The organism is Psychrobacter sp. JCM 18903 (assembly GCF_000586475.1).
Classification (GTDB): Bacteria; Pseudomonadota; Gammaproteobacteria; order Pseudomonadales; family Moraxellaceae; genus Psychrobacter.
Genome location: NZ_BAWJ01000009.1, coordinates 34,370 through 60,128 on the forward strand (window position 1 = coordinate 34,370; position 25,759 = coordinate 60,128).

At 43.6% G+C, this 25,759-nt stretch carries 20 protein-coding genes, 1 tRNA gene, 1 other RNA gene and 4 pseudogenes; 16 read left to right on the forward strand and 10 right to left on the reverse strand.

From position 1 onward, the window contains the following. Positions 1-110: 110 nt before the first annotated feature. Positions 111-578 (forward strand): energy transducer TonB, encoded by a 468-nt coding sequence (locus TT12_RS07770; RefSeq protein WP_060490399.1) that lies wholly within the window; start codon positions 111-113, stop codon positions 576-578. 83 nt (positions 579-661) lie between these two features. Here TT12_RS07770 and TT12_RS07775 read toward each other — a convergent pair whose 3' ends face one another. Continuing rightward, a complete protein-coding gene (locus TT12_RS07775) occupies positions 662-1,390 on the reverse strand; it encodes a pantothenate kinase (protein WP_045453617.1) in 729 nt (242 codons plus the stop codon). 37 nt (positions 1,391-1,427) lie between these two features. Beyond that, positions 1,428-2,243 (reverse strand): biotin--[acetyl-CoA-carboxylase] ligase, encoded by an 816-nt coding sequence (locus TT12_RS07780; RefSeq protein ID WP_243443495.1) that lies wholly within the window; start codon positions 2,241-2,243, stop codon positions 1,428-1,430. A 16-nt stretch (positions 2,244-2,259) separates the two neighbouring features. On the opposite strand from TT12_RS07780, the gene TT12_RS18370 reads away from it, so the two are divergent. The 3 genes and pseudogenes from TT12_RS18370 (at position 2,260) to TT12_RS07790 (ending at position 4,358) form a co-directional block, all read left to right on the forward strand. Further along, positions 2,260-2,388 carry a hypothetical protein gene (locus TT12_RS18370; RefSeq protein WP_279378845.1) on the forward strand — a complete coding sequence of 43 codons (129 nt, stop codon included), beginning with the start codon at positions 2,260-2,262 and terminating at the stop codon, positions 2,386-2,388. Between the two features lie 193 nt (positions 2,389-2,581). Next, positions 2,582-3,384, forward strand: a pseudogene (locus tag TT12_RS07785) (sulfite exporter TauE/SafE family protein). 38 nt (positions 3,385-3,422) lie between these two features. Next, complete coding sequence (locus TT12_RS07790; RefSeq protein WP_045453620.1) at positions 3,423-4,358, forward strand: abortive infection family protein; 936 nt, start codon at positions 3,423-3,425, stop codon at positions 4,356-4,358. On the opposite strand, the gene TT12_RS07795 is transcribed toward TT12_RS07790, so the two are convergent. Next, entirely contained in the window at positions 4,359-4,658 is a 300-nt protein-coding gene (locus tag TT12_RS07795; RefSeq protein WP_045453623.1) for a DUF4298 domain-containing protein, read from the reverse strand. A 222-nt stretch (positions 4,659-4,880) separates the two neighbouring features. Between TT12_RS07795 and TT12_RS07800 the strand changes: the two genes are divergently transcribed. From TT12_RS07800 to ligA, 3 genes and pseudogenes are all read left to right on the forward strand, one after another. Beyond that, a complete protein-coding gene (locus TT12_RS07800) occupies positions 4,881-8,759 on the forward strand; it encodes a coiled-coil domain-containing protein (protein WP_243443510.1) in 3,879 nt (1,292 codons plus the stop codon). 214 nt (positions 8,760-8,973) lie between these two features. Then, complete coding sequence (locus TT12_RS07805) at positions 8,974-9,990, forward strand: cell division protein ZipA (RefSeq protein ID WP_045453626.1); 1,017 nt, start codon at positions 8,974-8,976, stop codon at positions 9,988-9,990. Between the two features lie 347 nt (positions 9,991-10,337). Continuing rightward, positions 10,338-12,427 (forward strand): annotated as a pseudogene (gene ligA, locus TT12_RS07810) (NAD-dependent DNA ligase LigA). A gap of 71 nt (positions 12,428-12,498) precedes the next feature. Here ligA and TT12_RS07815 read toward each other — a convergent pair. From TT12_RS07815 to TT12_RS07840, 6 genes are all read right to left on the reverse strand, one after another. Continuing rightward, positions 12,499-13,206: a hypothetical protein gene (locus TT12_RS07815; RefSeq protein WP_045453630.1), complete on the reverse strand. Its 708-nt coding sequence runs from the start codon at positions 13,204-13,206 to the stop codon at positions 12,499-12,501. A 33-nt stretch (positions 13,207-13,239) separates the two neighbouring features. Beyond that, a complete protein-coding gene (locus tag TT12_RS07820; RefSeq protein WP_227678916.1) occupies positions 13,240-13,803 on the reverse strand; it encodes a hypothetical protein in 564 nt (187 codons plus the stop codon). 236 nt (positions 13,804-14,039) lie between these two features. Next, entirely contained in the window at positions 14,040-14,453 is a 414-nt protein-coding gene (locus tag TT12_RS07825) for a hypothetical protein (protein WP_045453637.1), read from the reverse strand. A 336-nt stretch (positions 14,454-14,789) separates the two neighbouring features. Beyond that, complete coding sequence (locus TT12_RS07830) at positions 14,790-17,249, reverse strand: YgiQ family radical SAM protein (protein ID WP_045453645.1); 2,460 nt, start codon at positions 17,247-17,249, stop codon at positions 14,790-14,792. Positions 17,250-17,518: 269 nt separating this feature from the next. Next, positions 17,519-18,232: a YidX family protein gene (locus tag TT12_RS07835; RefSeq protein WP_502685174.1), complete on the reverse strand. Its 714-nt coding sequence runs from the start codon at positions 18,230-18,232 to the stop codon at positions 17,519-17,521. 142 nt (positions 18,233-18,374) lie between these two features. Continuing rightward, positions 18,375-18,842, reverse strand: coding sequence for an Lrp/AsnC family transcriptional regulator (locus tag TT12_RS07840; protein ID WP_045453648.1), 468 nt, complete (start codon positions 18,840-18,842; stop codon positions 18,375-18,377). A 290-nt stretch (positions 18,843-19,132) separates the two neighbouring features. Between TT12_RS07840 and rarD the strand changes: the two genes are divergently transcribed. Beyond that, positions 19,133-20,155 (forward strand): EamA family transporter RarD, encoded by a 1,023-nt coding sequence (gene rarD / locus TT12_RS07845; RefSeq protein WP_045453651.1) that lies wholly within the window; start codon positions 19,133-19,135, stop codon positions 20,153-20,155. Positions 20,156-20,259: 104 nt separating this feature from the next. On the opposite strand, the gene smpB is transcribed toward rarD, so the two are convergent. Next, a complete protein-coding gene (smpB, locus tag TT12_RS07850) occupies positions 20,260-20,736 on the reverse strand; it encodes an SsrA-binding protein SmpB (RefSeq protein ID WP_045453654.1) in 477 nt (158 codons plus the stop codon). A 355-nt stretch (positions 20,737-21,091) separates the two neighbouring features. On the opposite strand from smpB, the gene coaD reads away from it, so the two are divergent. The 8 genes and pseudogenes from coaD to TT12_RS17065 all read left to right on the forward strand — a co-directional run bounded on the left by coaD (position 21,092) and on the right by TT12_RS17065 (position 25,753). Continuing rightward, positions 21,092-21,610, forward strand: a complete 519-nt coding sequence (gene coaD, locus TT12_RS07855) for a pantetheine-phosphate adenylyltransferase (RefSeq protein WP_045453657.1) — start codon at positions 21,092-21,094, stop codon at positions 21,608-21,610. Positions 21,611-21,712: 102 nt separating this feature from the next. Then, positions 21,713-21,961, forward strand: coding sequence for a YfhL family 4Fe-4S dicluster ferredoxin (locus tag TT12_RS07860; protein WP_045453660.1), 249 nt, complete (start codon positions 21,713-21,715; stop codon positions 21,959-21,961). 2 nt (positions 21,962-21,963) lie between these two features. Further along, positions 21,964-23,278 (forward strand): annotated as a pseudogene (gene bioA / locus TT12_RS07865) (adenosylmethionine--8-amino-7-oxononanoate transaminase). Beyond that, a pseudogene (gene bioD / locus TT12_RS07870) lies at positions 23,275-24,014 on the forward strand (dethiobiotin synthase). The pseudogenes bioA and bioD overlap by 4 nt, the downstream one beginning before the upstream one ends. A 113-nt stretch (positions 24,015-24,127) precedes the next feature. Next, an RNA gene (rnpB, locus tag TT12_RS08295) (RNase P RNA component class A) lies at positions 24,128-24,510 on the forward strand. Between the two features lie 118 nt (positions 24,511-24,628). Continuing rightward, positions 24,629-24,705, forward strand: a tRNA-Met gene (locus TT12_RS07875). 186 nt (positions 24,706-24,891) lie between these two features. Then, positions 24,892-25,086: a hypothetical protein gene (locus tag TT12_RS17060; protein WP_243443496.1), complete on the forward strand. Its 195-nt coding sequence runs from the start codon at positions 24,892-24,894 to the stop codon at positions 25,084-25,086. A gap of 172 nt (positions 25,087-25,258) precedes the next feature. Next, positions 25,259-25,753 (forward strand): ABC transporter permease, encoded by a 495-nt coding sequence (locus TT12_RS17065; protein WP_243443497.1) that lies wholly within the window; start codon positions 25,259-25,261, stop codon positions 25,751-25,753. The last annotated feature ends 6 nt before the right edge of the window (positions 25,754-25,759 follow it).

The following is a 25,759-nucleotide window of genomic DNA, read 5'->3' on the forward strand; positions in this document are numbered from 1 at the left end:
AAAAATAAACAATTGTGCTAAGATGCGGTTTTATTTTTTGATTAACAATAATCGATTAATAAAGCTGACCCTTAGCCTTTTTTATCCACCATATTTATCAGATAATGCTTATGATGCCGACTACTACTACCGCGCTTAAAAGACACTTAAAAATACGCCTTCGATTAACTATCATTTCTGCGCTGACAAAGGCGATGCTAGTACTGAGTATATTTTCGGCACACATTGCAAATGCTGAAATAGCAGACTTATCACCAGCGCAACCTGTCATCCAGTTTGCGACTTCTGATGCGAAGTGGTTACGTCAGCCAAGTTTTAACAATCGCCACATTCGTGCTTTAGGAGGTTATTGCGATCCGGAAGAACCTTGCAAAAAGAAGCGTGTTCAAATGGAATTCTTATTAAGGGTAAATCAAGAAGGCAAAGTCGCCAATATTACCGTATTAAAGAGTAGCGGCTCTGATAGAATTGATAGTGGATTTGAAAAAGAACTACGTCGTTCTCTTTTTAAACCATTTAGAAAAGATAGTAAGACAGTAGTAGGTAATGTCACCATCCCAATAGTCTTTGAGTATTAATAAAGCTTAAACAATAATAAAAAAGCAGTACGCCTCACACGTACTGCTTTTTTTATTTTCAAGGTAAAAGCATTTATTGAGTATTACGACTGCTTGGTATGATCAAAATAGCGTGCCAAGCCATTTAACAATAAATCATCACGTAGGCGCACCGGACGGTTGACGTGCTGCGAGATAATGGCTGCATCACCACCTGTCATGATGACTTCAAAGTTGGGATGGCGATGGCTAATCTCATTGATGGCACCGACGATAGAGAGCAAGATACCGCGATGTACCGCATCTTGTGTGGTCATGCCTTGACCAACACTATCAAAGGTGCCATTGGATATGGTGATTTGCTTGGTGCCTGAAAATAGTGATTCACGTTGCAGATAAATACTGGGGAAAATATAACCGCCCAAATGCTCAGCATGATCAATCAAGTCAATGGTCACTGCTGTGCCACAGCCAATCACGCATTGACGTTTTTTCTTATCCACGGCGCCGAGCATCTGTAGCCAACGATCACAGCCGAGCTGTTCGTCATTATAAGCACTCTTCATCAAAGCATGCGCTGCATCGACATGGACAAACTCAAACGGAATATTCAGACGACCTAACGTCTCTGACACTTTAACATTCAAATCGTCGCCAAGTACCGATGAGATACCAATAAAATCAGGTGCATAACGCTCGAAGCGATCGGTCAAACCCATCAGTAGTTCGGCAGGCGCTTGCAAATGTTGCTTGGCATCATGCGCGACTATTTGTCCGATATCATCGGTGAGCCAGTATTTTAGGCGGGTGTTGCCAAGATCTAACCAGAGCATAAAAATCCCTTTATATCGTGCCCATTGGGTCTTTGATTTAAGCCTTATCAATAACGTCGATGCGTCCGGTAAAAAGCGCAGAAATCTTACCGCTATCTTGACGCAATTGCAAACATCCATGTGTATCAAGACCACAAGCATAACCTGTGATGCTATCTGTTTTACCGTTATGCTCTTGAGTAACGTGCAAGCGTAATCCTGCCAGTGCATCCATCGACTCAAACTGTTTTAAAAAGCTGTCCAAATTATAGCTTTGACCAGTGGGCTTCTCTAATCCTAAGTGCTCAAAGCGTGTCATCGCGGCTAGCAGGGCTTTACTCATTTGTTGGTAAAGTATTTTTAGGCTTGGCAGACTCACAATATCTGTCTCTGGTTTTAGCCTCTCATAAATATCCTGTAGGCTAATCGCCTGATAACTCATGCCTTCGCAGGTTTTTGCAGTGAGTTTGGGCGTTGCCTGTACATTAAGTCCTACGCCCATCACCACGCCGACCAATTTGCCCGTTTGCGACACGGGTTCTATTAAAATACCCGCAAGTTTATTAAAGGGTAGGGTCTGTGCTGCCAGTTTAGGCTCATTTAACACTGAGTCAGATGGTGGTTGATAAAAGCCCAAATCATTTGCCCACTTCACGCCGATTGGCGTCAATCCTTGCGTGCGCAATTGCTCATTTAATATTTGAATAACGGGCATTTTTGCCAGTTCAACACCGATGATTAATGACAGTAAACCGCTAATCGGCAGATGAACAGGATGATATAACGACAGATAGACATTGCCGCGTGGTGATTGCCACGAGCGCCCGTGTTGTCCACGACCTGCGCTTTGGGTTTCAGCGGTCAGTAAATGCATCTGCGCAGCATTTAACGTGCCATGTTGCACGTCTGCTATCAGCTCGCTATTGGTAGAGGCACTGCTGACAAGTGGCGATGGTTCAGCTGTGGTAAATGATGAAGCGCTAATGAGTCGTCAGAAAAATTGGAAAATGGCGGCATAAGTTTCGTCGATGTGGTTAATATGGCGTGGATAATCTTTGTTATACTGGGCGATTGTCATGAGATTGTCGCGATTAGACAGTATCAAATAAACAGCATAAAGGTCGGATTATGATTTAGCAAATGCGATAGGCAAGTGATTATAAAACTAAAGAATTTTTATAAAAATAAGTGTGATAAAAGGCTGATTCGATGATGTTATATGTGTGGTTTGTGATTGCAGGCGCGTTTGCGGGTGTCAGTGCCGGTTTATTTGGCGTTGGCGGCGGCATGATTATCGTACCAGCATTGGTCTGGATTTTTACTGCTTATGATTTTTCGCCAGAGTGGTGACCCATTTGGCGATTGGTACGTCACTGGCGACCATCGTTGTGACCTCGATCAGCTCAATGACTGCACACAATAAGCGTGGCGGCGTACGTTGGGAAGTATGGCGCAAAATGGCACTCGGCTTGGTCATCGGTAGTCTGGTCGGTGCTGGTATTGCCGATATGATTGACGGTAAAGTATTGCAAGCCATCATCGGTGTCGGCGCGTTATTGGTCGCTTTAAAAATGCTGTTTTTGTCCAATAAAGAACAATTGGGTAAGCCGTTACCGTCAGCTGGCGTACAGTTCGGCGCGGGTACAGGGATTGGCATGGCGTCGTCTATTTTTGGTATTGGCGGTGGCAGCTTAACCGTACCGTTTTTAAATTGGGCGGGGTTACCGATGAAGCAGTCGGTCGGCACGTCTGCCGCTTGTGGATTGCCGATTGCATTGGCTGGTGCGGCAGGGTTTGCATGGTTCGGGCAAGATGTGGTCAATCTGCCTGAGGGCACGATAGGCTTTGTGCATATTACGGGTTTTTTATGTATCTCCATCGCTAGCTTTGCGATGGCAAAAGTTGGTGCCAAGCTTGCGCACCAATTGCCTGCGTTAACGCTTAAGCGTGCCTTTGGAGTGTTGTTATTGTTTGCAGGCGGGCAGCTATTGTTAAGTGGGATTGGGATGATTTAGGTTTTAATTGTAAAGTGTCTAACTTTAAGGAATAAGAAATGGCGATACACGATTTATATTTTAAACGACAAAAGCAGTTACGTGGTGAGTATCCTGATATCTATCAATACGAAGAGTTACCAGAAACACTGAAAATTCAGATAATACATATTTGGAAAGAAACGATAGGCGAAGATTATCCACGCAATACTGGATATTCTAGTAGTTTAAATCGTAAGTATTTGCAAAAGTGCCATAATATCCTATGTAAGGAGTTGGGTACCTTTAAACTCAATAGAGATGATAGAGATAATGAAATGCATATCATCTACTTTAGAAGTATCTCTCAATATTTTTTAACAGAGCAAGATATTGAAAAAGCGTTAAGTGTTATCGAGTTAATGGTAGAAATCACAAAGCTTTTTACTGAAAATTGTCGAACCAACATAAATGTTAAAAACGTTATATCTGAACTAAATCAAAGATTCCGTGAACATGCCGTAGGTTACCAATACGAAAGCGATCAAATCATCAGAGTGGATTCTGAGTTTATCCACACTGAAGCAGTTAAGCCAGCTTTACAACTACTAAGTAATCCAATATATAAAGGTGCACAAGAAGAATTCTTAAAGGCTCACGAACATTATCGTCATGGTCGTTACGATTCCGCACTAACAGATTGTCTAAAAGCCTTTGAAAGCACCATGAAAATCATATTAGATAAACGTGACTGGGAATATGGTAAAAAGGACACTTCAAAGAAGCTTATTGATTGTTGCATAGCTAATGAATTGATACCAAAGTTTTGGACTGATCATTTTAATTCATTAAGTAATATGTTGACTTCTAGCATACCCACACCTCGAAACAAATTGAGTGGTCATGGTAAAGGTAACGATGACATAGAAGTTCCTGAACACCTTATTCAGTATGTGCTACACATGACAGCCTCTACCATTGTATTTTTAATCAAAGCAGATGAAAGCTTGAAATGATTATTTCCTATCAATCGCATCTAGCCCCAAACGCATCCACTTTCTGGCTAGCGCATCATGGTCGCTGAGCATGCTCCATAGCGCATCTTCACTAAAGATAGAGTATTCTTTACCCGAATGTTCAATTGGCAGATCCGCTTCACGATCTGTCATCCATTGAGGGTCTAGATAGTAATTTTTCAACTCATTTTGCAATGCTTCAGCTTGCAAAAACTGCTGCTGCGCTTCGAGTTGCTGGCGATGTAGTTTGCACCATTCTTCATATTTTTGCTGTAGTTCTTGCGGATTATAGTTAGGCATTTTTATACTCTTATTTTTTGAGAGTTATATGAATGATTATTATTTTAAGCCATATTATAGCATCTGTCACAAACCCTAAAAATTTAGCACAATTTGAGGTAGAATAGCCGCCTGTTTTCGCCATATTTACTGATCCTTCATGCGCCTAAAATCTCTCAAGCTGCAGGCTTTAAATCCTTTGCCAATCCTACGACTTTTACCTTTCGTCATGGTATCACCGCCATTGTCGGGCCAAACGGCTGTGGCAAATCTAACGTCATTGATGCCATTCGTTGGGTGCTGGGCGAGACCTCTGCCAAGCAGCTGCGTGGCGGGGCGATGAGTGATGTCATCTTTGCGGGTACGCAAGATAAAGCCGCCAAAAGTGTCGCTAGCGTTGAGCTAACCTTTGAGCATACGCAAGATGAGCAAAACGGTATTCGCCATGAATTTAATCTGTATCAAGAGCTGTCCGTTCGTCGTCAGGTAAATAAAGAAGGGCGCTCGGATTATTTTATCAACGGTACGCGTTGTCGTCGCCGTGATGTGGTCGACGTGTTTTTGGGTACGGGACTTGGCGCACGTAGCTATGCGGTGATTGAACAAGGCATGATTGGGCGTATCGTTGAGTCTAGCCCCATGCAGCTGCGTGAATTTATCGAAGAGGCGGCAGGGGTGTCGCGCTATCAAGCTCGCCGTGAAGAAACGCAAAAGAAGCTCGAGAAAACTAGAGATAATTTGGCACGCCTGCATGATATGCAAAGCGAGCTGGTCAACCAACAAAAACGTCTGTCTAAACAAGCCGCCAGTGCTGAGCGTTATGAGGAATTAGCGCTAACGCTTGCTGATATTAAGCAGCAGCTCGCCATTCAGCAGCTCTATCAAGCCAAGCATACTCAGCAGCAGCAAAAAATAGCGCATGAGCGCAGCGCCACTGAAGTATCAACTTTACAAGCCAACTATGACACCCTAAAAGCCAAGCAAGATAAACTTGCCGCGCATATCAATCAAGAGCAATGGCTCAAAGACGATGCTCAAAGTAACCATTATCAACAGCAGCTAAGCTATCAAAAAGCAGAGCATCAATTAGGTGATGCCAAGTCACAGCTGACTGCTATTGAGCAACAGCTTGCCAGTTTAGAGCAGCAGCGTGAGCAAGCAGTCGATGAGATTGAGCGCTTAAAAGCTGAGCAAGCCGAGCAGCAGACTGTGCTAGAAGCATTGCGTCCGAAGCTTATTGAATTAACGACTAAACGTGAAGCGCATAAACGCAACGAGCAACCATTACAGCGCGCCTACCATGATGCGCAAAACAAGCTGTCACGCCTGCAAGATACTGCGCGTTCGTTTGAGCAGCAGCAAGCCATTAATAACCAAGCACAAAAACGTTATCAGCAAAACCATGATAAGTGGCAGCGTCGTCATACAAACTGGCAGCATTTATGGCAGCAATTACAACAGTCGCTATCACCAGTTGCAAGTGCTAGTTTGCAAGATAATTCTGATACGAATAATTTGCAGCAGACGTTAGTGGCGCAAGTTGCTGAGCTAAACAAACAATTGCAGCAGATTGAACGCCAACAAGACAGCGTCGATGAGCGACTGTCTGAGCTACAACCGCAAGCGCAGGATTTACAACAGCAATTGCATACGCAGCAGCGCGAGTTGAGCGAGGATGAAAAACGTCACGCCGTATTGGCAGGTGAGTACGATACTCTGCATAAGATATTGCATCCTAAGCCGACACCAAAATCTCAACCGCTTGTTCATGCAAAAACTGCTGATATTAAAAGTGATTTAGAAAATGAAATAGCTAGCGATTATAGCCAATTGACCATTACCACCTTGCGTGACCAGATTGAGTTAAGCGCGAAAGGGCAGCAGCATGCAGAGCTACTTGATAGTGTGTTGGCATTGTGGCTAGATAGCCATGTGCTGGTTTCTAACCAAACTTATCGACCAAATGTTAATAACGTGAGCGCTGACTCCGAGCAGACGCATAGCTTATGGCAGGTGCTTGAATATGAGTTAAAAGATTTATTTGTTTATCAAAATGCGCAAACCAATACAGTGGACAAGTCATCAATTAAAATAGAAGCGGGTCATAGCTTGTGGCTATGCGCTAAGAAAAATGAGATAAATGCAAAGCTACTGGTTAGCGAGTTGCCTGAGAGTTTGATTGATAAAGTACTGCCTTTATCACAGCTGATTAGCGCACCGAACTTAGCGCTTTGGCAGCAGTGCTATTTATATATTGCACAGCCTGAGACAGATAATAGGCAAACGTTAGAAGCGCTTGCTGAGATTTTAAAAGCATTGCCATCGTCAGCTATTTTACTCACGACTGACGGCTGGCTTATCAGTCGTCAGGGTACGATGAATCTAAGTAAATTTGCTGGTGCGCAAGATGGACAAAATGATAGCAATAACAGCAACAGTCAATTTTTAACCCAGCGTTTACAGCAGCGCAGCCGTCTGCAAGCGTTAGAGAATTTGCTCGATGATTTTGAAACAAAGATACAAGGCCAGCAAAAGGCGATTGCTAATAACCAGCGTAACTATGATGCATTAACAGTCAGCTTAGAAGAAACTCGCGCGCAAGCTGAGCAATTAACGCGTGATAAGCATCAATATCAGCAAAAGCTCACTACTCAGCGCGCCAACGCTGAACGTTTGCAAGCGGACAGCCAACGCCTCAATGCTGACAAAGCTACCCTTGAGCAAGAGCAACAGGAGCTAGTGCAAGAGCAACAATCGCTCAATCATGAGCAGCAGGATCTCCAAAGCAAAATAGCAGCGCTAACGCCACAAATTGCCGATGCTCGTGCGGCAACTCAGCAATTACAAGCGGAGCGCAGTGAGCTAAGTCGTAACCGTCAAGCAGATGATGACGCTTGGCAAGCCTTGCAACTTCGTATTCAACAGAGCGAAATGCGCCTAGAGCACAGTACTAGCAGTCTTGCTCGGGCAAGTGCGCAATTTGATAAGTCACTACAAAGCGAGCAAAATCTAAAGACGCGTCATGAGCAGCAGCAAAATACACTGCCAGCACTGCAAGCTGCATTGCAAACAGCACAGACCGCGCGCGATGAGCAGCAGGCTGTATTAACAGGGCGAGAAACTGCATTAACGGTGCTCAAGCAAGAATACAATCAGCAGCAGGTTGAGCTAGATAGCTTGCAAAATACACTGCAAACCCAGCAAAATGCGCTTGCCAATCACTCGACCGAGCTGGCACTAAGCGCTGCAAAATTAGAGGATGCTAGTAACCATACGCAAGAAGCGCTAGATGCTTATTATAAGGTGAGTCATAAATATAAAGCACAATCAGACATAGCGCAGCACCCACAGCATCAGCAACAAGTGATGAGCGTTTCAAACTTATTGGCAGATTTTATCGCTCATGATCGCCGTGTGCGCCCAGATAAAATCGCTGAGCTTGAGTCTGAGCGCGTGCAGCTTGAGCAGCAGCTAGGCAAAATTGGCGCAGTCAACTTGGCAGCCGTGGCAGAGTTGGCAGAGGTTAATGAACGCTTAGAGCCACTCGCGCAGCAGACAGCTGATATTGCTGCCAGTATGCAGACGTTAACGGAGGCGATTGCTTCGATTGATGAAACGACCAAGACGCTATTTATGCAGACGCTCGATGCCGTCAATATTGAGCTTGCCAATTTATTTGCCAAAGTGTTTGGTGGTGGGCAAGCCAGTTTAACGCTCAATACGGATGATATGCCCGTTAATGCGCCAAAATCAGAACAGTGGCGGGCAGGGCTAACCTTGATGGCACAGCCAAAAGGCAAACGTAATAGCCGCCTCGCTGTGCTTTCAGGTGGTGAAAAGACGCTTACTGCATTGAGTTTGATTTTTGCGATATTTAAGCAGCATCCCGCGCCATTTTGCGTACTGGATGAAGTGGATGCACCACTTGATGACGCCAACGTCGCCCGCTTTACCAGCCTCATTCATGAATTAGCAGACGATTTGCAGTTTATCTTTATCAGCCATAATAAATTAACGATGCAGATTGCCGATGAATTAAAGGGCGTGACCATGCCAAGCGCAGGGATTTCTACCTTGGTCAGTGTCTCACTTAATGAGGCGGCACGTTACCTTTCTGATTAAGAGCAGCGCTGAATAGCAAAAATAATTGATAACTGGTAGCAGTTGTCAGTGGTATAGTTAGAAATGATGTGCCAATATTACAACGTCACGCAAGTGTGTCAGCCTCACGGTAAACGATGACTATGTGGTGACGATATTCATTAGCCATGCTAGACTATTGCCATTTATTCCCTCTTATGTATTCCCTTTTGTCATATATTAGGATGTATCTCTTATGACCGCTATTCAGTTTATATTGATTGCCATTGCCGCATTTATCATGCTTGCAGGGCTATTTATGGTCATTCGTAGCTTTAAGCGCCGCAGCAATGCTGAAGCGGTAGCGGTCAATTATGATAAAAACGGTATTCCTATCATACCGCGCCATGAACGCAATATCGTCGATCAGCCAGACTTGGATGATACAGTCGCTGGCGAAACAAGTATCGCTCCTGATCGCAGTTATCTAAATGCGGTGGTCGAAGACGAGCCTTTGACCCAATCTCATACCCATGTCGATACGCAGCTGACAGCTGAGCATGCGGATGTTAATGACAGCGATACTGACACAATAGATGACGCCGACTATGTGCGCTGGCAAGCAGAGCAACAGCGTGCTGACAACAGCGAGTTTGCAGAAGCCGCTGAGCAAATGCATATCGAGCAAGAGCAGGATGCGTTTTCAAGCTTGATGTCTGCAACTGACAGCTTGATACCCTCTATTGATACCGCAGACGAGCCAAGCTTCGATAATAACAGCCCGATACTCGATCAGCATCTCTCAGAGCCAGTAGATGAAGCGCAAAACGGTCCACTCATCAATGCCAAAGACAACATTAATATCACTATCTTGCCGCATCAATATCGTGACCGTCCAGCCGCGATTATCCGTGGTCGTGATTTATTGGCATTAATTGATAAGTATGGTCTGCGCTATGGCGCGATGAATATGTTCCATCGCTATGAGCAAAAAGATGGTACGGGCATGCTATGGTTCAGTATGATGGGCATCACTGATAGTGGCATCGCGCCTTTTGATCCGCATAGCGTGGCGACCAATACTTATAATGGCGTGGTAGTATTCTTATCGCTGCCGCATCCACAAGCGCTGCGTAGCTTCGATAGTATGATGAGTATTGCTTACATGATGGCAAGTGATTTGGATGCCATTATGCTCGATGAAGAGAACGAGCCAATCACCCCTGAATACAAACAGCAATTGCGTAACCAAGTTCGCGATTATGAAGGTTAGTTTTAATGTATTAATACAGGTTGATTAATAAAAGCTGATTAAAATTAGCAGTATTCTAAAAAGCAAATAGCGATTGACGTTATTTGCCTTTTTTAGTTTTTGGTTGACGCGTTTTTTATTAGCCTGATTTTCTATAAACTTGGTTTTCAACAGAATTATTTTTCTGCAAAATGCTAGAGTCGGTTCAAGATAATTTAGATACAAGGAAGGTGAGTGAAAGTACTACACATAGTAGACTGAGCGAGCCTGACACAGTATCTAATTTATATAGGATCGACTATATCCGAGCATCCTACAAACTTGTTATCATATCGGCATCTTGAATTGCAAAGAAAAAGACGCCGACTATGACTGACCCTATCTCACCGCTTACCTCTAAAGACATTAATAAAGACATCAATACTACTAACCCTATAAAAAATGATGATGCTATCGTCACCCAGATGCGCACGTTTATCGATGCGCTTAAGCAGCACAATTATGCCTACTATGTGCTTGATAATCCCATTTTAGAAGACAGCGAATACGATCAGTTGCGCCGCTCTTTATTGGCGCTTGAAGAACAATATCCCGATTTGGTACAGCCAGACAGCCCAATTAACCAAGTTGGCGACATGCCGCTATCGGCTTTTACCCAAGTCACTCATGATATTCCCATGCTCTCGCTTGGCAATGTCTTTGATTATGATGAATTACATGGCTTTATGCGCCGCGTGAATGATCGCCTCAACGATGCGCAGAAAAACCCTGAATATGAGATGGAGCTAAAGCTAGATGGCTTGGCGGTATCACTTAAATATGTCCACGGTAAATTTACGCAAGCGGTGACACGCGGTGATGGGCAAACCGGGGAGGACATCACCCAAAATGCCAAAACCATTCGCAATTTGCCACTTTGGCTCGCGGCTGCAAGCGATATTCCATTATTAGAAGTGCGCGGTGAGGTGCTGATGCCGAAAGCGGGTTTTGAGCGTTTGAATCGCCTTGCTGAAGAAAAGGGCGACAAAACTTTTGCCAATCCACGCAATGCTGCTGCTGGGAGTTTACGTCAGCTAGATCCCGCCATTGCTGCTAGCCGTCCGCTCGCATTTTACTGTTATTCAGTCAATCAAGGTTTGCCTGAACATATCAAAACCCAATCAGCAGCGCTTGCTTGGCTAAAGACCATTGGCTTTACCGTCAGTGCAGTCGAGGTGGTACAAAATCCACGCGAGGCTCAAGCCTATTATGAATCGGTAAAGGAGACACGTGGCGAGCTGCCGTTTGAGATTGATGGCATGGTGATTAAGGTCAATAGCTTGGCGTTGCAGCAGCAGCTTGGTTTTTTATCACGTGAGCCGCGCTGGGCAACCGCTTATAAATTCCCTGCCGAAACTGTCATGACACGCTTGCATGCTATCGAATGGCAAGTCGGACGCACTGGCGCGATTACGCCTGTTGGTAAATTAGAACCCGTGAAAGTCGGCGGCGTCACGGTCAGCAATGTCACCTTGCATAACTTTGGTGAGATTCAGCGCCTAGATGTGCGCGCAGGTGATATGGTCAGCGTCCACCGTGCAGGCGATGTGATTCCTAAAGTGACCCGTGTTTGGACAGATCAACGTCCAGAAAATTCTGAACCCGTTACATTGCCATCGACCTGCCCAGTCTGCGACTCGCCTGTGGTGTTGCCCAAAGATGAAGCGTTGGCGCGTTGTACTGGTGGGCTATTTTGTCCCGCGCAGCAGGTCGAGGCACTTATCCACTTTGTCTCGCGTCGGGCAATGGATATCGATGGCTTAGGCGCAAGTTGGTTGATTAGCTTTTTTGAGCATGGCTTGGTGAAGACAGTCGCTGATATCTATCAGTTGCACAATCATCAAGACGAGCTGATTACGCTTGAGAAACTGGGCGAAAAGTCGGTACAGAACATCCTTAGTGCTATCGAAGCCAGTAAGCATACGACACTCGCGCGCTTTATCTACGCGCTGGGTATTCGCGGTGTCGGTGAGACGACGGCGCAGAACTTGGCGCAGCAATTTGGTGACCTTGATAGCTTGATGGCTGCTGATATCGATAAGCTACTGCAAACGCCTGATGTCGGTGCGATCACTGCTGAACTTGCTTATAAATTCTTCCGCGCACCGCACAATATCGAAGTCATTACTGCATTACGAGAAGCTGGCGTGCATTGGGATAAGGTTGAGCAAGTCGCATCAGAAGGATTGCCACTCGATGGGCAAACGTGGTCATCACCGGTGCGCTAGATAGCATGGCGCGTGATGAAGTCAAAGCTAAGCTGCAAGCACTCGGTGCCAAAGTCTCAGGAAGCATCTCGGCAAAAACGACTGCGCTACTGGCAGGTGATAAGGCTGGCTCGAAAATGGCGAAGGCTGAAAAGCTGGGTGTAAAAGTGGTGGGTGAGGATGAGTTTTTGAAAATGTTGGGAGAGGTATAAGGCTTGAGTAGTAGGGTGGGTTAGCAATAGTGTAACCCACATCATTGTAAGTTCAAGACGTTATATCTGTCTTAATCTGCTGAATAGATATGCTTATTACTCAAATAACAACCGTAATAGTCTCCACCGCCACCAACATATCGTATAACTTCACTTCCTCTAACTTGAAAAAAAGGATAGTCTCGTAAAGCATGTGCTTGAATTAATACTGTGTCATATATAAGTACTAGTTTTTCTTCCAAACTAATAGCATAAACTAAGTTTAATATATGTAGAGCTGCAAATGAGTTTAGTAGGTTATCTAAATTAGCCTTTTTGAAGTTTTCAAGTCTTTGATGCTTGACTGAATTATAGTCTTTCCACCAACCTTCATAGTTTGAGTTTTTTTCTACGTCCTCATTGCTTTTTTCTGTTTTAGCATTTTCAAATAAGATGCGAAAAGGTTGAAAGTCTAGGTCAAATCCGCTGATATTAAGCGTTAGAATGGTTTCTTCGATTTTGGGAAAATAGTCTTTAATCATCTTTATGTGATGACCTATATTGGGTCTTTCAATTTTCTTTAGATGTAAATTATCTCTTATATGCTTAAATATACTATCTATTTCAGTACAAATTGCAAAATACAATTGCATGTTTTTGAAAGAATAGTTTTGAGAATTATCTTTATTAATAGCTATATATTCACTTATTTCCTTGAGAGATTTTTCTAAAGATAGGTAATGTAGCCAAAAAGGATTTGAAAGGTCTATAGTGCATCTTTCTTGCGTATTCTCAGTCATTTAATGGCTTATTTTATTAGATTAATCACTCTTCTACTCCTGCGCCTCTCCATGAGCCTTCACATCACCTTTTTTACCATCTGGCTGAATCACGATAGGTAATACCAACCCTTTCGCAAAGTCATCAGACAGCACATAATCATAGCGACTAGCGGCGACATCAGGCGTGGTATGAATAATGAGTTTCATCTCATTGCCATCGGTTAGCTCATGCGAGACATAGCTTTCACTCAGCTGATCCAACGCTTTCGATAGTGCCTCATTACTCGCCATGCTTATCGTTAGATTATGCTGAGCGGTGGCATTATCCACTTTGAAATACTCTGCGTAGTCGCGCACATTTTGGCTATCGAGCGCAAACGGATATTGATAATTGGCAGGGTCAGCGGGCTTCTCACCGCTCGCTATGACAGACCAGTCGATAGTCTTAGTGGCTGTCGTTGATGAGTCTGCGGTCGTCACCGCTGGCTCAGAATCTTGAGCGGCAGTTTCAGCACTGTTGTCGCAGCCTGCCAGTGCCAACATGCTGGCAGTAGCGATTATCATCATATTCATTAGGCGCTTAGCCATCGACGTATCCTTAGTATTATTAATCATAAACAATATCCTATCAGTGCTATTTTGACAGGTTTCTTGATGCTTCTCTAGACAAAAGCAGCAAACCGTTCATTCTAACCAATGCTTAACCTGAATCTATGGTTTGATGTCAGTTTTTATACAGATATTCAATGCAATATTGTTCAATCAACACGCAAAAAACAGCCATCCTATGATGACTGTTTTTTATAAGTAGCTAGTTTTTTAGAACTGTCAGACTGTTTATAGCTAGCTAACTAGATTTGGCAGTTCACTTGATATTCTTTACCGTTTGCCCATTTGATGGCAAAAATACCTTTGTCGCCTTTCATGTGCCATGCATAGACAGCTTCTGGGTTTGACTCATTAACGTAGCTTGCGGTATCACCTTGCACATCACCATTTAAGATGATTGGTTGCTCAGCCCATTTTACTTTAGGCAAGGTTGCATTGAGCATCACTTGTTTTTTATTAATAGATTGTTTAGCCATGATGGTGCTGTCGTCAGTACAGGTATAAGGTGCTGGTGCCATACGATCATAAGCGGCATCGGTGACGCTTTCTGATGCAGGCGTGTTTGATGCATTTGGCGTAGTAGGAGCTGTGGTCGCACAAGCACTTAATAGGGCAAGGGTAGGTAGAGCAACAGCAAATTTGGTTAGGGTTTTCATGGCATTCTCCAAAGATATAAAAATCATAATGTATTTATTTTTAATAATGCGTTAAGCATATAGCGCATATGGTAACGAAAACAGCGCTTGAAGAATGTTAGAAATTGTTTGTTACGTGTTCATTAAGTTACTTAATCACTGACTAATGTAACGCATCATTTGGTGCGTTTTGGTCGGTATTTGAGCTTTGATTATGCATTTATTAAAAATAAGCCGCTTCAAAGGAAAAAAGCGCCTATCGATCTTTTGACCGATAGACGCTTTTTTGATGAGCTTAAATAAGTGTTCGTCACTCGTTTAAGCATCTGCATTTAGCAATGAGATACAGAGCTTTAGCTACTTGGTTTTACGCGGTGGCAGACCCGTATGCTGGGTTTGGAAATTGCCTTTGCTCACGCGCTTTTTGGTGTTTTTGCTGACCGTGTTTTGACTCGCAGCGCCTTTAGCGGATGCGCCATTGGTTGACGAATTATTATTACGCTTCACCGAGTCATTACCGAGGCGGCTGTTCTTTTTACGCGCTGATTGATAGCTGTCTTGTGCCGCATCGCGCCCTTCTAAACTGGCGTTGAACGGCGGGATTAAGCAGCCACGATTTTTACCAATCAAATCACCACGACCCATGTCTTGCAGAGCTTTACGCAATAATACCCAGTTTTTTGGATCATGATAGCGCAAGAACGCTTTATGCAATTTGCGCTGCTTACCCGATTTGACGATATCCATGTCACCTTCATCACGGCTGATCTTATGCAGTGGATCTTTATGCGTATGATACATGGTGGTCGCTGTCGCCATCGGGCTAGGATAAAACGCTTGTACTTGGTCAGCGCGGTAGCCATGGCTTTTTAGCCACAGCGCAAGGTTCATCATATCCTCATCTTTCGTGCCCGGATGCGCGGCGATAAAATAAGGAATTAGATATTGCTCTTTACCTGCTTCTTGGCTGTACTGCTCAAACATGGCTTTGAATTTATCATAGCTGCCCATGCCCGGCTTCATCATTTTCGATAAGACGTTTTCTTCAGAGTGTTCAGGCGCAATTTTTAGATAACCACCGACATGATGGCTGACCAATTCTTTGACGTATTCTGGATCTTTTACCGCCAAGTCATAGCGTAAGCCAGAAGCGATGAGAATCTTTTTTACACCTTTGATATCACGGGCTTTGCGATATAGTTTGGTCAAATTACTGTGATCGGTAATCAAATTTTCGCAGACGTCAGGATAGACACAAGATGGCTTACGGCAATTCTTTTCAATGGTTTCGTCTTTACAGCTCAGACGATACATATTGGCCGTTGGCCCGCCAAGGTCAGAGATAACGCCAGTGTAGTTAGGTGCGGTATCACGAATGGCTTCGACTTCTCGTAGGATAGATTCTTCCGAGCGGTTTTGGATAATGCGTCCTTCGTGCTCAGTGATTGAGCAGAAAGTACAACCACCAAAACAGCCGCGCATGATATTGACTGAGAATTTAATCATGTCATAAGCAGGGATGCGTGCATCGCCATAGCTTGGATGCGGCAAACGTGCGTACGGCAAGTCAAACACATAATCCATCTCTTCGGTCGAGAGTGGAATCGGTGGTGGATTGAGCCAGACATCGATGGAGGTGTGTGAGTTACCAGCGCCGCTACTATGACGTTGCACGAGGGCACGGGCATTACCTGGATTGGTCTCAAGATGTAAGATACGGCTGGCATGAGCGTATAAAACAGGGTCAGATTTGACGTGCTCATAATCAGGCAGACGAATGACTGTCTTTTCACGTGGCGGCATTTTTATTTTATGCTTACGCGCCGTCATTGGCTTGTCAAAACCACGCATTTGCACCACTTGAGTTTCTTCGTCAACTTGCTCAGCATTTAGAATTTTATTGGTAACTGGTTCAGACACAAAGCCCGGATACTGTGAAGCCATTCCTGAGAGCGCTTGCCCAACCGGTGAATCGCTGGGTTTGTCTTGCTCGATTGAGCATTGATCCACGTCTTCGGTCATCACATACGGATTGATAATCGGATCAACACGGCCAACGGTATCGACGTCATTACTAGCAACTTCAGTCATATCGTCTTGCCAATGGCGGCGCGTTGGTGTCAACAGATATGAGGTACCGCGCAATTTGCTCATCTGCTCAAAGCTATAGCCTTTAGACAGACCATGTACCACATCGACGATGGCGCGCTCAGCATTACCGTACAATAAAACATCGGCACGGGCATCCATCAAAATACTACGGCGGACTTTGTCCGACCAGTAATCATAATGCGCGATACGGCGTAGGCTGCCTTCGATACCACCTAGGATAATTGGCACGTCAGGATATGCTTCGCGGCAGCGCTGGCTATAGACGATAGCGGCGCGGTCAGGGCGTTTATTTGCCACGTTGCCCGGCGAGTACGCATCATCGCTACGAATCTTGCGATCGGCGGTATAGCGGTTGATCATGCTGTCCATGTTGCCTGCGGTCACGCCGTAAGCATAGACAGGTTTGCCCAATTCCATAAAGGCGTCTTTGCTCTTCCAATCTGGCTGAGCAATGATACCCACACGAAAGCCTTGTGATTCTAGTAGACGACCGATAATCGCCATGCCAAAGCTTGGATGATCGACATACGCATCGCCTGAAATGATGATGACATCACAGGCATCCCAGCCCAAATCGTCCATCTCTTTGCGGCTCATTGGCAAATAAGGCGCTGGCTCGTAACAGCTTGCCCAATGTTTGTCGTAGTCGTAAAGTGGTTTGGTGCCTTGTTTAAAGGCGGTGCGGGCGATGGTATCGGCAGACATGAGCGGACCTGTTAATTAGAAAAATGGCACTAAAAAAGCGTTATTCATTAAAAATATTAACGGCTCATTTAAAAGTGCTCATTTTAACATGAATTGTCTTCATGATGTCATAAACGATGACAAAGGATTGACGATAAGTTATTGATAGTTTAAGTAATCTATGAATAAAAAGGCTTGTAGAAACTAAGCGCATCTTTATTTCAAATCATCGTTTATAGTAAGGATTTACTACTCTAATAACTGAAATGGGAAAGTGACAACGTCAAAAGCTAACGCAAAGGGCAGTAAGACCAGCTTTTGCGCCGTATTGGCGCCACTACGAGACACTTGATTTTGCTGGCTTTGGGTATAAAACTGACCGTATAAGGCTTAGTTAAAGGGCGATAATTGGATTGGATTAAGCTGAGATTACTCACTTGCGGATAAATAGCGCCTTTGACAGGGACACTAAAGCAAAAGCGCTGAGCATTGATACGTTGATCACTGGCTGAGGTGCATTCGCGGCCATTGTTTTGCAAAAAGAACTGGTAGTCAGAACGCTTAAATTCGTCTTTTAGTTTGGCATAAGACAGCTTCATCTCTCCCTGAAAGTAGCCATCATTATTGGGCACATAAAAATTCATCTCATTATCGACTTGGATATTTTTTGGTGTCAAATTGGTCAGTAAATTCACCATCTCTGTCCCACCTTGGGTCAGCACATAGCTGTTCTTTTCGCCAACGATAACCATCGTCGCATTTGGCATTTTTGGTAATGCCTGTGCAGGGCGACCAAAGGCCACAATTTGATCTTCTGACAACACACTTTTAGTTGTCGTTGTGCTGACTCGATTGTCACTGTCTAATAATGAACTGGTTGCACAGCCAGAGCTGGCGAGCAATGCCGCAAGCGATGTACCGACTATCACTGTCTTAAAGCTTAATGCTTTTAGTACTGGATTATTACTTTCTTCTTTTCTAATGGTACGGGTGTTTTTAATCATGGTAAGGCTTCCTTGTCTACTAGGCGATGGACTACTGGTGCGGCATCTATTATTTACTGCCAAACTTTCGTTGATATCGTACCTTGTTTGACCGCGACTTATCTACTTTTAATTAAACAGCCAAGCAGTTTTCATAATCAAATTAATCGAGCAAAATCTTTGTCCCACTTTTAGTAAAGTTCATCACAAATTGGCTTTTAAAGTTGCGCACATTATTCTCATAGGTGAGCAAACCAGTCGTGAAGCGATGGTAATCACTCATATTTTTGGCATTGACCATCAACATAAAATCCGCATCACCGGACACCTCATAACAGCTCATCACTTGTGGTTGTGTATTCATCAAGCGCTCAAACCGATGTTGCATCGAAGTGTTTGAGCGCGCCATCTCTATCATCACCACCGCGGTCAGTCCGTAACCCACCTTATTTGGGTCAACGATAGCGACTTGCTTGGTAATGACGCCATTGCTGATTAATGCTTGAATACGGCGCTGGGCAGTAGCGATAGACACATGCACTTGTTCTGCCACGGTTTTTAATGGCAAGGTCGCATCGTCCTGTAATAAATTTAAAATCGCTTTATCGATATCATCTAAAACTTGGCTCATGGTGTTCTCTCTTTTAGAAAGCATTTTATTCACAGGATTTTTTATAATTATTATCACTATAAGTCAAAATTTAAGAAAATATTTATTTTTAAGTGATTAATAAGATAGATTTATTCATAAATAGGTTTTTATAGCAATAATATCTCACCGACACTCAGTAAAATAGGTGCTATTAATCAAGGTCTAACAACCAAAAATTAGCAATTAAAGCCTAGCAACCAAAGCTTAACCCTAACAAGTAAAAGCTCACAGCTGGTTTTCTAATATCTATTTAAACTTACGGTGCTTTTATGTCTACTTCAATGCTTTCTACTGTCTTTGCAAATACGCTAGCAACGACTGTCTCGCGCTTGCCATTGCCAGTGATTTGGACGGCGGGTAGCGCACAGCAACGCACATTAATATTGGGCGTAGCGTTAGCGGTGTTGTCGAATTTATTATTTGGCGTACTTTATGCTTATAGCAGCTTTTTAGCACCATTGTCAGGTACGCAAGTGTTTATCTGGCGTATGCTAGCAATGTGGGCGGCATTGATAGGCTATTTGCTGATCAGTGGGCGCTTGAGTTCGCATATTGATAAGCTCAAAGCGCTAGGCACAGTTAAACAATGGGCGTGGTTATTATTACCGACACCTATATTCTTAAGCCAGTTTTGGTTGTTTATGTGGGCACCAGTCAATGGGCAGGGCGTACAAACCGCGATGGGTTATTTTTTATTCCCACTCATGATGGTAGTGTTTGGTTGCGTCTTGTTTGGCGAAAAACTAAGCCGCCTGCAATGGCTAGCGGTGGCTTTTGCAGCAGTGGGTGTGTGCAGTGAAATCATTCGTACGCAAAGTGTCTCTTGGGCAACGCTTTGGGTCTGCGGCACGTACCCGCTATATTATATTTTACGCCGCATACAAGGGATTGGCGCGGTGACTGGGTTATTGGTTGATTTGACGATATTCGCACCATTTGCTTTGGCTTACTTATTGCTGTTTGCGCCGAGCAGTTTAAGCTTAGTGAGCGGTTCTGGCTTTTTTATCCTGATGCTGGCGGGACTTGGTGTCATGAGCGTGCTTGCCATGAAAACCAATGTCGATGCCAGTCAGATGCTACCAGTCAACGTCTATGGCATGATGAGCTATTTGGAGCCTGCTTTATTATTCATATTGGCAATCACCGTATTAGGCAACCCGTTTGAATCGGCGATGATCTATAGCTATGGCTTGATTTGGGTAGGCATCGCATTTTTAGTGGCTCATGGGGTGCGCAAATTACGTAGCGCTCATAAACAATCGCAAACAACAAAGATTGCGCCAGTTGTTTGAGGGTTGATAAGTAAAATAGATTGAACAAATAAAAACGGACGATTCAGCATAAAGTTGAATCGTCCGTTTTTTTAAGATTAACACCAATCTGTTGAAAGATGGCTTTAATCTAAATCCTTCTTAAAGCCACGCTGCTTATCACGTTCCCAATCACGGTCTTTAAGCGTTTTACGTTTGTCGTGTTGTTTTTTACCCAGTGCCAAGCCAATTTGACATTTCACCAGCGAGTTTTTCCAATAGCAAGATAATGGCACACAGGCATAGCCTTTTTGGTTGACTGCGCCCATTAACTTTTCGATTTCGCGGCGATTGAGCAGCAGTTTACGGGTACGGATACTATCAGGACTGACATGCGTCGAGCTGGATAGCAGCGGCTGAATATGGGCACCAAATATAAATGCCTCATTATTACGAAAGATAATATAGGCTTCCGTAATGGTCATTTTGCCCGCACGAATGGCTTTTACTTCCCAACCTTGTAACGACAATCCTGCTTCAAACGTTTCTTCAATAAAATACTCGTGTCGAGCTTTTTTATTGGCACAAATTTGATTCTCTGGTTTTTTTGATTTTTTTGACATAATTTCTCCATAAGGACTGCCTACAAATACAAAGTCCTTATCTGACTAGTCCTACTGATTCCTCATCCTAACCCTTAAATGTGGGTTATTTTTTATAAATGCTAAAACGGATGAGTCGAACCGCCTATTGTAGCAAAGCCTCTAACAAAAATGTAAGTCGGCTATTAGGACAAATGTAGCAATATAGTCGAAGTCATCTAAGGTGGTCACACAGCAATCGAGCGCAAACAGAAGACTGAGTACATTCAGTGAGGTTAAGGCGGTAACTATTTACAAATGCATCGACGATAAGTATTAAGTTTGAGCAAAATTTGCTAGCATATAGCCTACTATTACTGACCCTATTAGCCACGCTATGAGCCACTCTACTTCTGCTAACTCCTCAAAGCTGCACACCAGAATTTTATATCCTGGTACCTTTGATCCTATTACCAATGGTCATGTGGACTTGGTCACACGCGCCACCAAACTGTTTGATGAGGTCGTTATTGCAGTTGCCTCAGGACATCATAAAAAGCCTTTATTTAACTTTGAGGAGCGTGTCGCCTTAGTTGAGACGGTATTTGCTGACTTACCACAAGTATCGGTTGTGGGTTTTGAAGGTCTACTTGTCGATTTTATGCGTGAAAAAAATGCCACTGCTGTCTTACGAGGTCTGCGTGCGATGTCAGATTTCGAATATGAATTTCAGCTGGCCAATATGAACCGTGAGCTTGATGAAAACTTTGAAGCAGTATTTTTAACGCCATCGCAGAATTACTCATTCATCTCCTCGACGATGATTCGAGAAATCGCCAAACTCGGTGGTGATGTGACTAAATTTGTCCCACCATGTGTCTCACAAGCTTTTGCTGAAAAACTCAATCTTAGATAGCAAAATACCTGCTGACAATGAAGATGTGTCGAACATTTAAACGCATCGAAATCGTCAAAGCCAACGATACAAGTGCTATAAGCAAAATATAAGGAGCAGTCTATGGCGTTATTAATTACTGATGAATGCATCAACTGTGATGTCTGTGAGCCTGCCTGCCCAAACGAAGCCATCTCAGAAGGCGATGATATTTATGTGATTGACCCTGATTTATGCACCGAATGTGTCGGGCACTTCGACGAGCCGCAATGCGTAGTCATTTGCCCAGTCGATTGTATTCCTCATGATCCTGACCATGTCGAAACCGAAAGCGATTTGTTGTCAAAATATAAACGTATTACTGGTCAATAAATATGACAACATCACTCTCATCTACGAAATCAACGAACGACTTTGATCAGCAACACCTTTGGCATCCGTATGCTAGTCTACCGCCGACTTATCCCAATATTGTGATTGATCACGCTGATGGTATTTATATCGTTACTGAAGACGGCACGCGCTTGATTGATGGTATGTCATCGTGGTGGGCTAGTGTCCATGGCTATAATCATCCCAAACTGAATGCAGCGATGATTGAGCAGTTGGGTAAAATGGCGCATGTCATGTTTGGTGGTTTGACCCATCAACCCGCAATAGACTTGGGCAAAAAGCTGCTTGCAATCGTTCCTGCTGGACTGGATGCCATATTTTATGCCGATAGCGGTAGCATTGCGGTAGAAGTATCATTAAAAATGGCATTGCAATATCAAATTGCCGCTAAGCGTCCACAAAAGTGCCAATTTGCCTCGACCCATTCTGGCTATTATGGTGATACGTGGCATGCGATGAGTGTCTGCGACCCTATCAATGGTATGCACAGTCTCTATGGCAAGCAATTACCGACGCAGCATTTTGTCGCAGCTCCGCCAATGGGCTTTGAACGTGATATTACCCAACAGGAATATGATGAATTAACGGATTTCTTTGATAAAAATAGCGATAAGTTGGCTGGATTTATTATCGAGCCAATTATTCAGGGCGCAGGTGGGATGCGCTTTTATAGTCCTCAATATTTACAACTGCTTCGCAAATTGTGTGATAAATACAAAGTAGTACTAATTGCCGATGAAATCGCGACTGGTTTTGGGCGTAGTGGCAAGCTATTCGCTTGTGAGCATGCAGGTATCAGCTGATATCATGACCATTGGTAAGGCACTGACTGGCGGTTATATGACTTTTGCGGCGACTTTATGTACTCGAAAAATTGCCGATACCATTAGCCAAAGTGATTATCCGGCACTGATGCACGGTCCGACCTTTATGGGCAATCCGCTGGCTTGTGCCGTCGCTTGTGCCTCAATTGATTTAATACTCTCCTATGATATTGAAGCGCGTACAGCAAATATCCGAACAATAATGGAACAACAACTTGCTGTAGCAGCAAAGCTAGACGGTGTTAAGGAAGTACGCTGTCTGGGCGCAGTTGTCGTCATTGAGCTAAATGAAGCGGTTGATATGCCGACCTTTCAGTCTTTATTGATTGAAAACGGTATTTGGGTCAGACCCTTTGGGAAACTGGTTTATATCATGCCGCCTTATGTGATTACAGATGACGAACTTGCTACCCTTTGCCAAGCATTGTTAAAAGTAGTTAGTATTTATTTAACGCAAGAAGGTCAAGAATGAGCGTTCTCTTTATCTCCGGTATCGATACGACATCGGCAAAACTTATACGACGGGTATGATTGCCAAAGCGCTGATGCATCAAGGCGTCAATGTCATTACCCAAAAGCTGGTGCAAACTGGTGTCGCAATAAATCTAGATAGTGGCGAGATAGGAATTGCTGATGATATTATTATCCATCGTCAGCTGATGAGCCTTCCGTTGCAACCTTGCGACCTCAATTTCACCACTTGTCCATATCGTTATGAGAAGCCTGCGTCACCGCATTTATCTGCCAAGCTTGCAGGGCAAACTCTTAATCCTGAATTGATTACTAAAGCGACGCAGCAATTGCAACAAAGCTACGATGTGGTGCTCTTAGAAGGTGCTGGTGGATTGCTCGTGCCAATAACTGAGCAATTATTAACCTTAGATTATATTGCAGCTCAAGGCTATCCGATTGTTTTGGTCACTTCTGGTCGGCTTGGTAGCATCAACCATACCTTGCTTAGTTTGGAGGCGATAAAATTTCGCGGTCTAGAAGTTCATAGTGTTATTTATAATCATATTCATGATAATGCTGCTCAGACGGATGCTGAGATTGCAAATACTACCATGGATTTTTTACAAAATTATTTAGCTGCAAATTACCCCAAAGCGCATTGGTTACAGATACCGTATATAGATGGCAGTCATCAAGCCAATTATGAGGCGTTATCAAAAAGCTATTCATTGTCTTTACCAGTCGATTTCGTCTAAAAGCTTTATGAGTGTGGTTTCTTTTCTATCGCAAAATAGGCTTTTATCTCAAGTCTGCAAATAAATAGAAAACTCATTCCCAATTAGTCGATATGTTTGCTATACTAGCGCGCTTGGTAGACTAGGCAATCGCCGCTGCACACTGGCAACAGATGCGCAGGGGAGGAAAGTCCGGGCTACATAGGGCAGCGTGCCAGCTAACGGCTGGGCAGGGTAACTTGACGACCAGTGCAGCAGAGAGTAGACCGCCTTTGGCTTATATGAGTATCGCAAGATATTCATGTCATCGGTAAGGGTGAAAGGGTGCGGTAAGAGCGCACCGCGTGGCTGGCAACAGTTCACGGCATGGTAAACTCCACGCGTAGCAAGACCAAATAGGCATCGGCATGGCGCGGCCCGCGTTCGATGCGGGTAGGTTGCTTGAGCGTACGAGCGATTGTGCGCCTAGAGGAATGATTGTCCACGACAGAACCCGGCTTATCGGTTTACCAAACCTTTTTTATTGTTCGTGATAAAAATGCAGCTAATTTGAATAAATTTCATATTTTCTGCAAAAAATGCCTTATAGGGGTTGACGACAGTCAACAGCTTGGGTAAAATGTGCATCCTAAAATGGCGATGTAGCTCAGCTGGTTAGAGCGCATGACTCATAATCGTGAGGTCAAGAGTTCAAGTCTCTTCATCGCCACCATTTTTAGCAAGACCTGTAATATTAAAAATGCCAATCATTATTTGATTGGTTTTTTTTTGCCTGAAATAAATTATTTAAGAATATGGTGAATGGCTCAATGGGCACCATAAAACATAATAATTACCTACTGATTTCTTGCTAAATCATAGCTTTATCTGTTTAGGTACAGATTAATTGTTGTAACTTATGTCCCGCTTACTTATCATAGGGCTGTTTTCGGTAAAGTCCTGTAACGCCATGTCTGTACAACTACCTCCTTATCGTCCTATTAAGCATCGCAGTGGTCTAAAAGTCATGGGTGCCGCATTTCATGCTTTGCTGATGCGTGAGCTGCAAACGCGCTTTGGTGGTTATCGCTTGGCTATCTGTGGGCGCCATTAGAGATAATGTTTCAAGTTGCTATTTATTTGATAATATTTGGCGCTATTATGACCCGTGTGCTGCCAGGAATGGACTACATGTTATTTCTGGTGGCAGGCCTAGTGCCTTTTCGTATGATGAGTACCATAGCAACACGATCGTTAGGAGCAGTTGAGGCCAATCAAGGCTTTTAATGTATCGATCAGTACGTCACATTGACGTCATTATTGCCCGCTCATTTTTAGAACTAGTGATTTATTTTTTTACCTTTGTACTGCTGTTAGTCATACTTGCTTTTATTGGTATTCCTATCAGTCTTGCACATTTGAATGTGGTTTTGTTTTGCTGGTTAACTTTATTCTTATTTGGCTTTGGATTAGCTATGATAATGATGGTTGTTGGCTATTATGGGGGTGAAATCAGCAAAATTATTGGTTTGATTTTTACTATTTTATATTTTGTATCTGGAATTATGTATTCTATTCATATTATTCCTGAACCATATTTGAGTTATTTATTATATATTCCATTTGTCCATAATATTGAACTAATGAGAAATGCACTATCTCCTACTTATCCTGCGTATCATATTGACATAACGTATTTTTTAAAATGGATGGTCGCAGTCAATTTCTTAGGTTTATTGATGTATAAAGCGGTCGAAAAAGACCTTATCCGTTCAAAGTAGTGACAG

Bases quoted from the DNA above. Each gene is read 5' to 3' on its own strand.
- TT12_RS07770 (WP_060490399.1), top strand. From the start codon at position 111: ATGATGCCGACTACTACTACCGCGCTTAAAAGACACTTAAAAATACGC.
- TT12_RS07775 (WP_045453617.1), bottom strand. From the start codon at position 1,390: ATGCTCTGGTTAGATCTTGGCAACACCCGCCTAAAATACTGGCTCACC.
- TT12_RS07780 (WP_243443495.1), bottom strand. From the start codon at position 2,243: ATGCATTTACTGACCGCTGAAACCCAAAGCGCAGGTCGTGGACAACAC.
- TT12_RS07790 (WP_045453620.1), top strand. From the start codon at position 3,423: ATGGCGATACACGATTTATATTTTAAACGACAAAAGCAGTTACGTGGT.
- TT12_RS07795 (WP_045453623.1), bottom strand. From the start codon at position 4,658: ATGCCTAACTATAATCCGCAAGAACTACAGCAAAAATATGAAGAATGG.
- TT12_RS07805 (WP_045453626.1), top strand. From the start codon at position 8,974: ATGACCGCTATTCAGTTTATATTGATTGCCATTGCCGCATTTATCATG.
- TT12_RS07815 (WP_045453630.1), bottom strand. From the start codon at position 13,206: ATGACTGAGAATACGCAAGAAAGATGCACTATAGACCTTTCAAATCCT.
- TT12_RS07820 (WP_227678916.1), bottom strand. From the start codon at position 13,803: ATGATTAATAATACTAAGGATACGTCGATGGCTAAGCGCCTAATGAAT.
- TT12_RS07825 (WP_045453637.1), bottom strand. From the start codon at position 14,453: ATGAAAACCCTAACCAAATTTGCTGTTGCTCTACCTACCCTTGCCCTA.
- TT12_RS07830 (WP_045453645.1), bottom strand. From the start codon at position 17,249: ATGTCTGCCGATACCATCGCCCGCACCGCCTTTAAACAAGGCACCAAA.
- TT12_RS07835 (WP_502685174.1), bottom strand. From the start codon at position 18,232: ATGATTAAAAACACCCGTACCATTAGAAAAGAAGAAAGTAATAATCCA.
- TT12_RS07840 (WP_045453648.1), bottom strand. From the start codon at position 18,842: ATGAGCCAAGTTTTAGATGATATCGATAAAGCGATTTTAAATTTATTA.
- rarD (WP_045453651.1), top strand. From the start codon at position 19,133: ATGTCTACTTCAATGCTTTCTACTGTCTTTGCAAATACGCTAGCAACG.
- smpB (WP_045453654.1), bottom strand. From the start codon at position 20,736: ATGTCAAAAAAATCAAAAAAACCAGAGAATCAAATTTGTGCCAATAAA.
- coaD (WP_045453657.1), top strand. From the start codon at position 21,092: ATGAGCCACTCTACTTCTGCTAACTCCTCAAAGCTGCACACCAGAATT.
- TT12_RS07860 (WP_045453660.1), top strand. From the start codon at position 21,713: ATGGCGTTATTAATTACTGATGAATGCATCAACTGTGATGTCTGTGAG.
- TT12_RS17060 (WP_243443496.1), top strand. From the start codon at position 24,892: ATGTCCCGCTTACTTATCATAGGGCTGTTTTCGGTAAAGTCCTGTAAC.
- TT12_RS17065 (WP_243443497.1), top strand. From the start codon at position 25,259: ATGTATCGATCAGTACGTCACATTGACGTCATTATTGCCCGCTCATTT.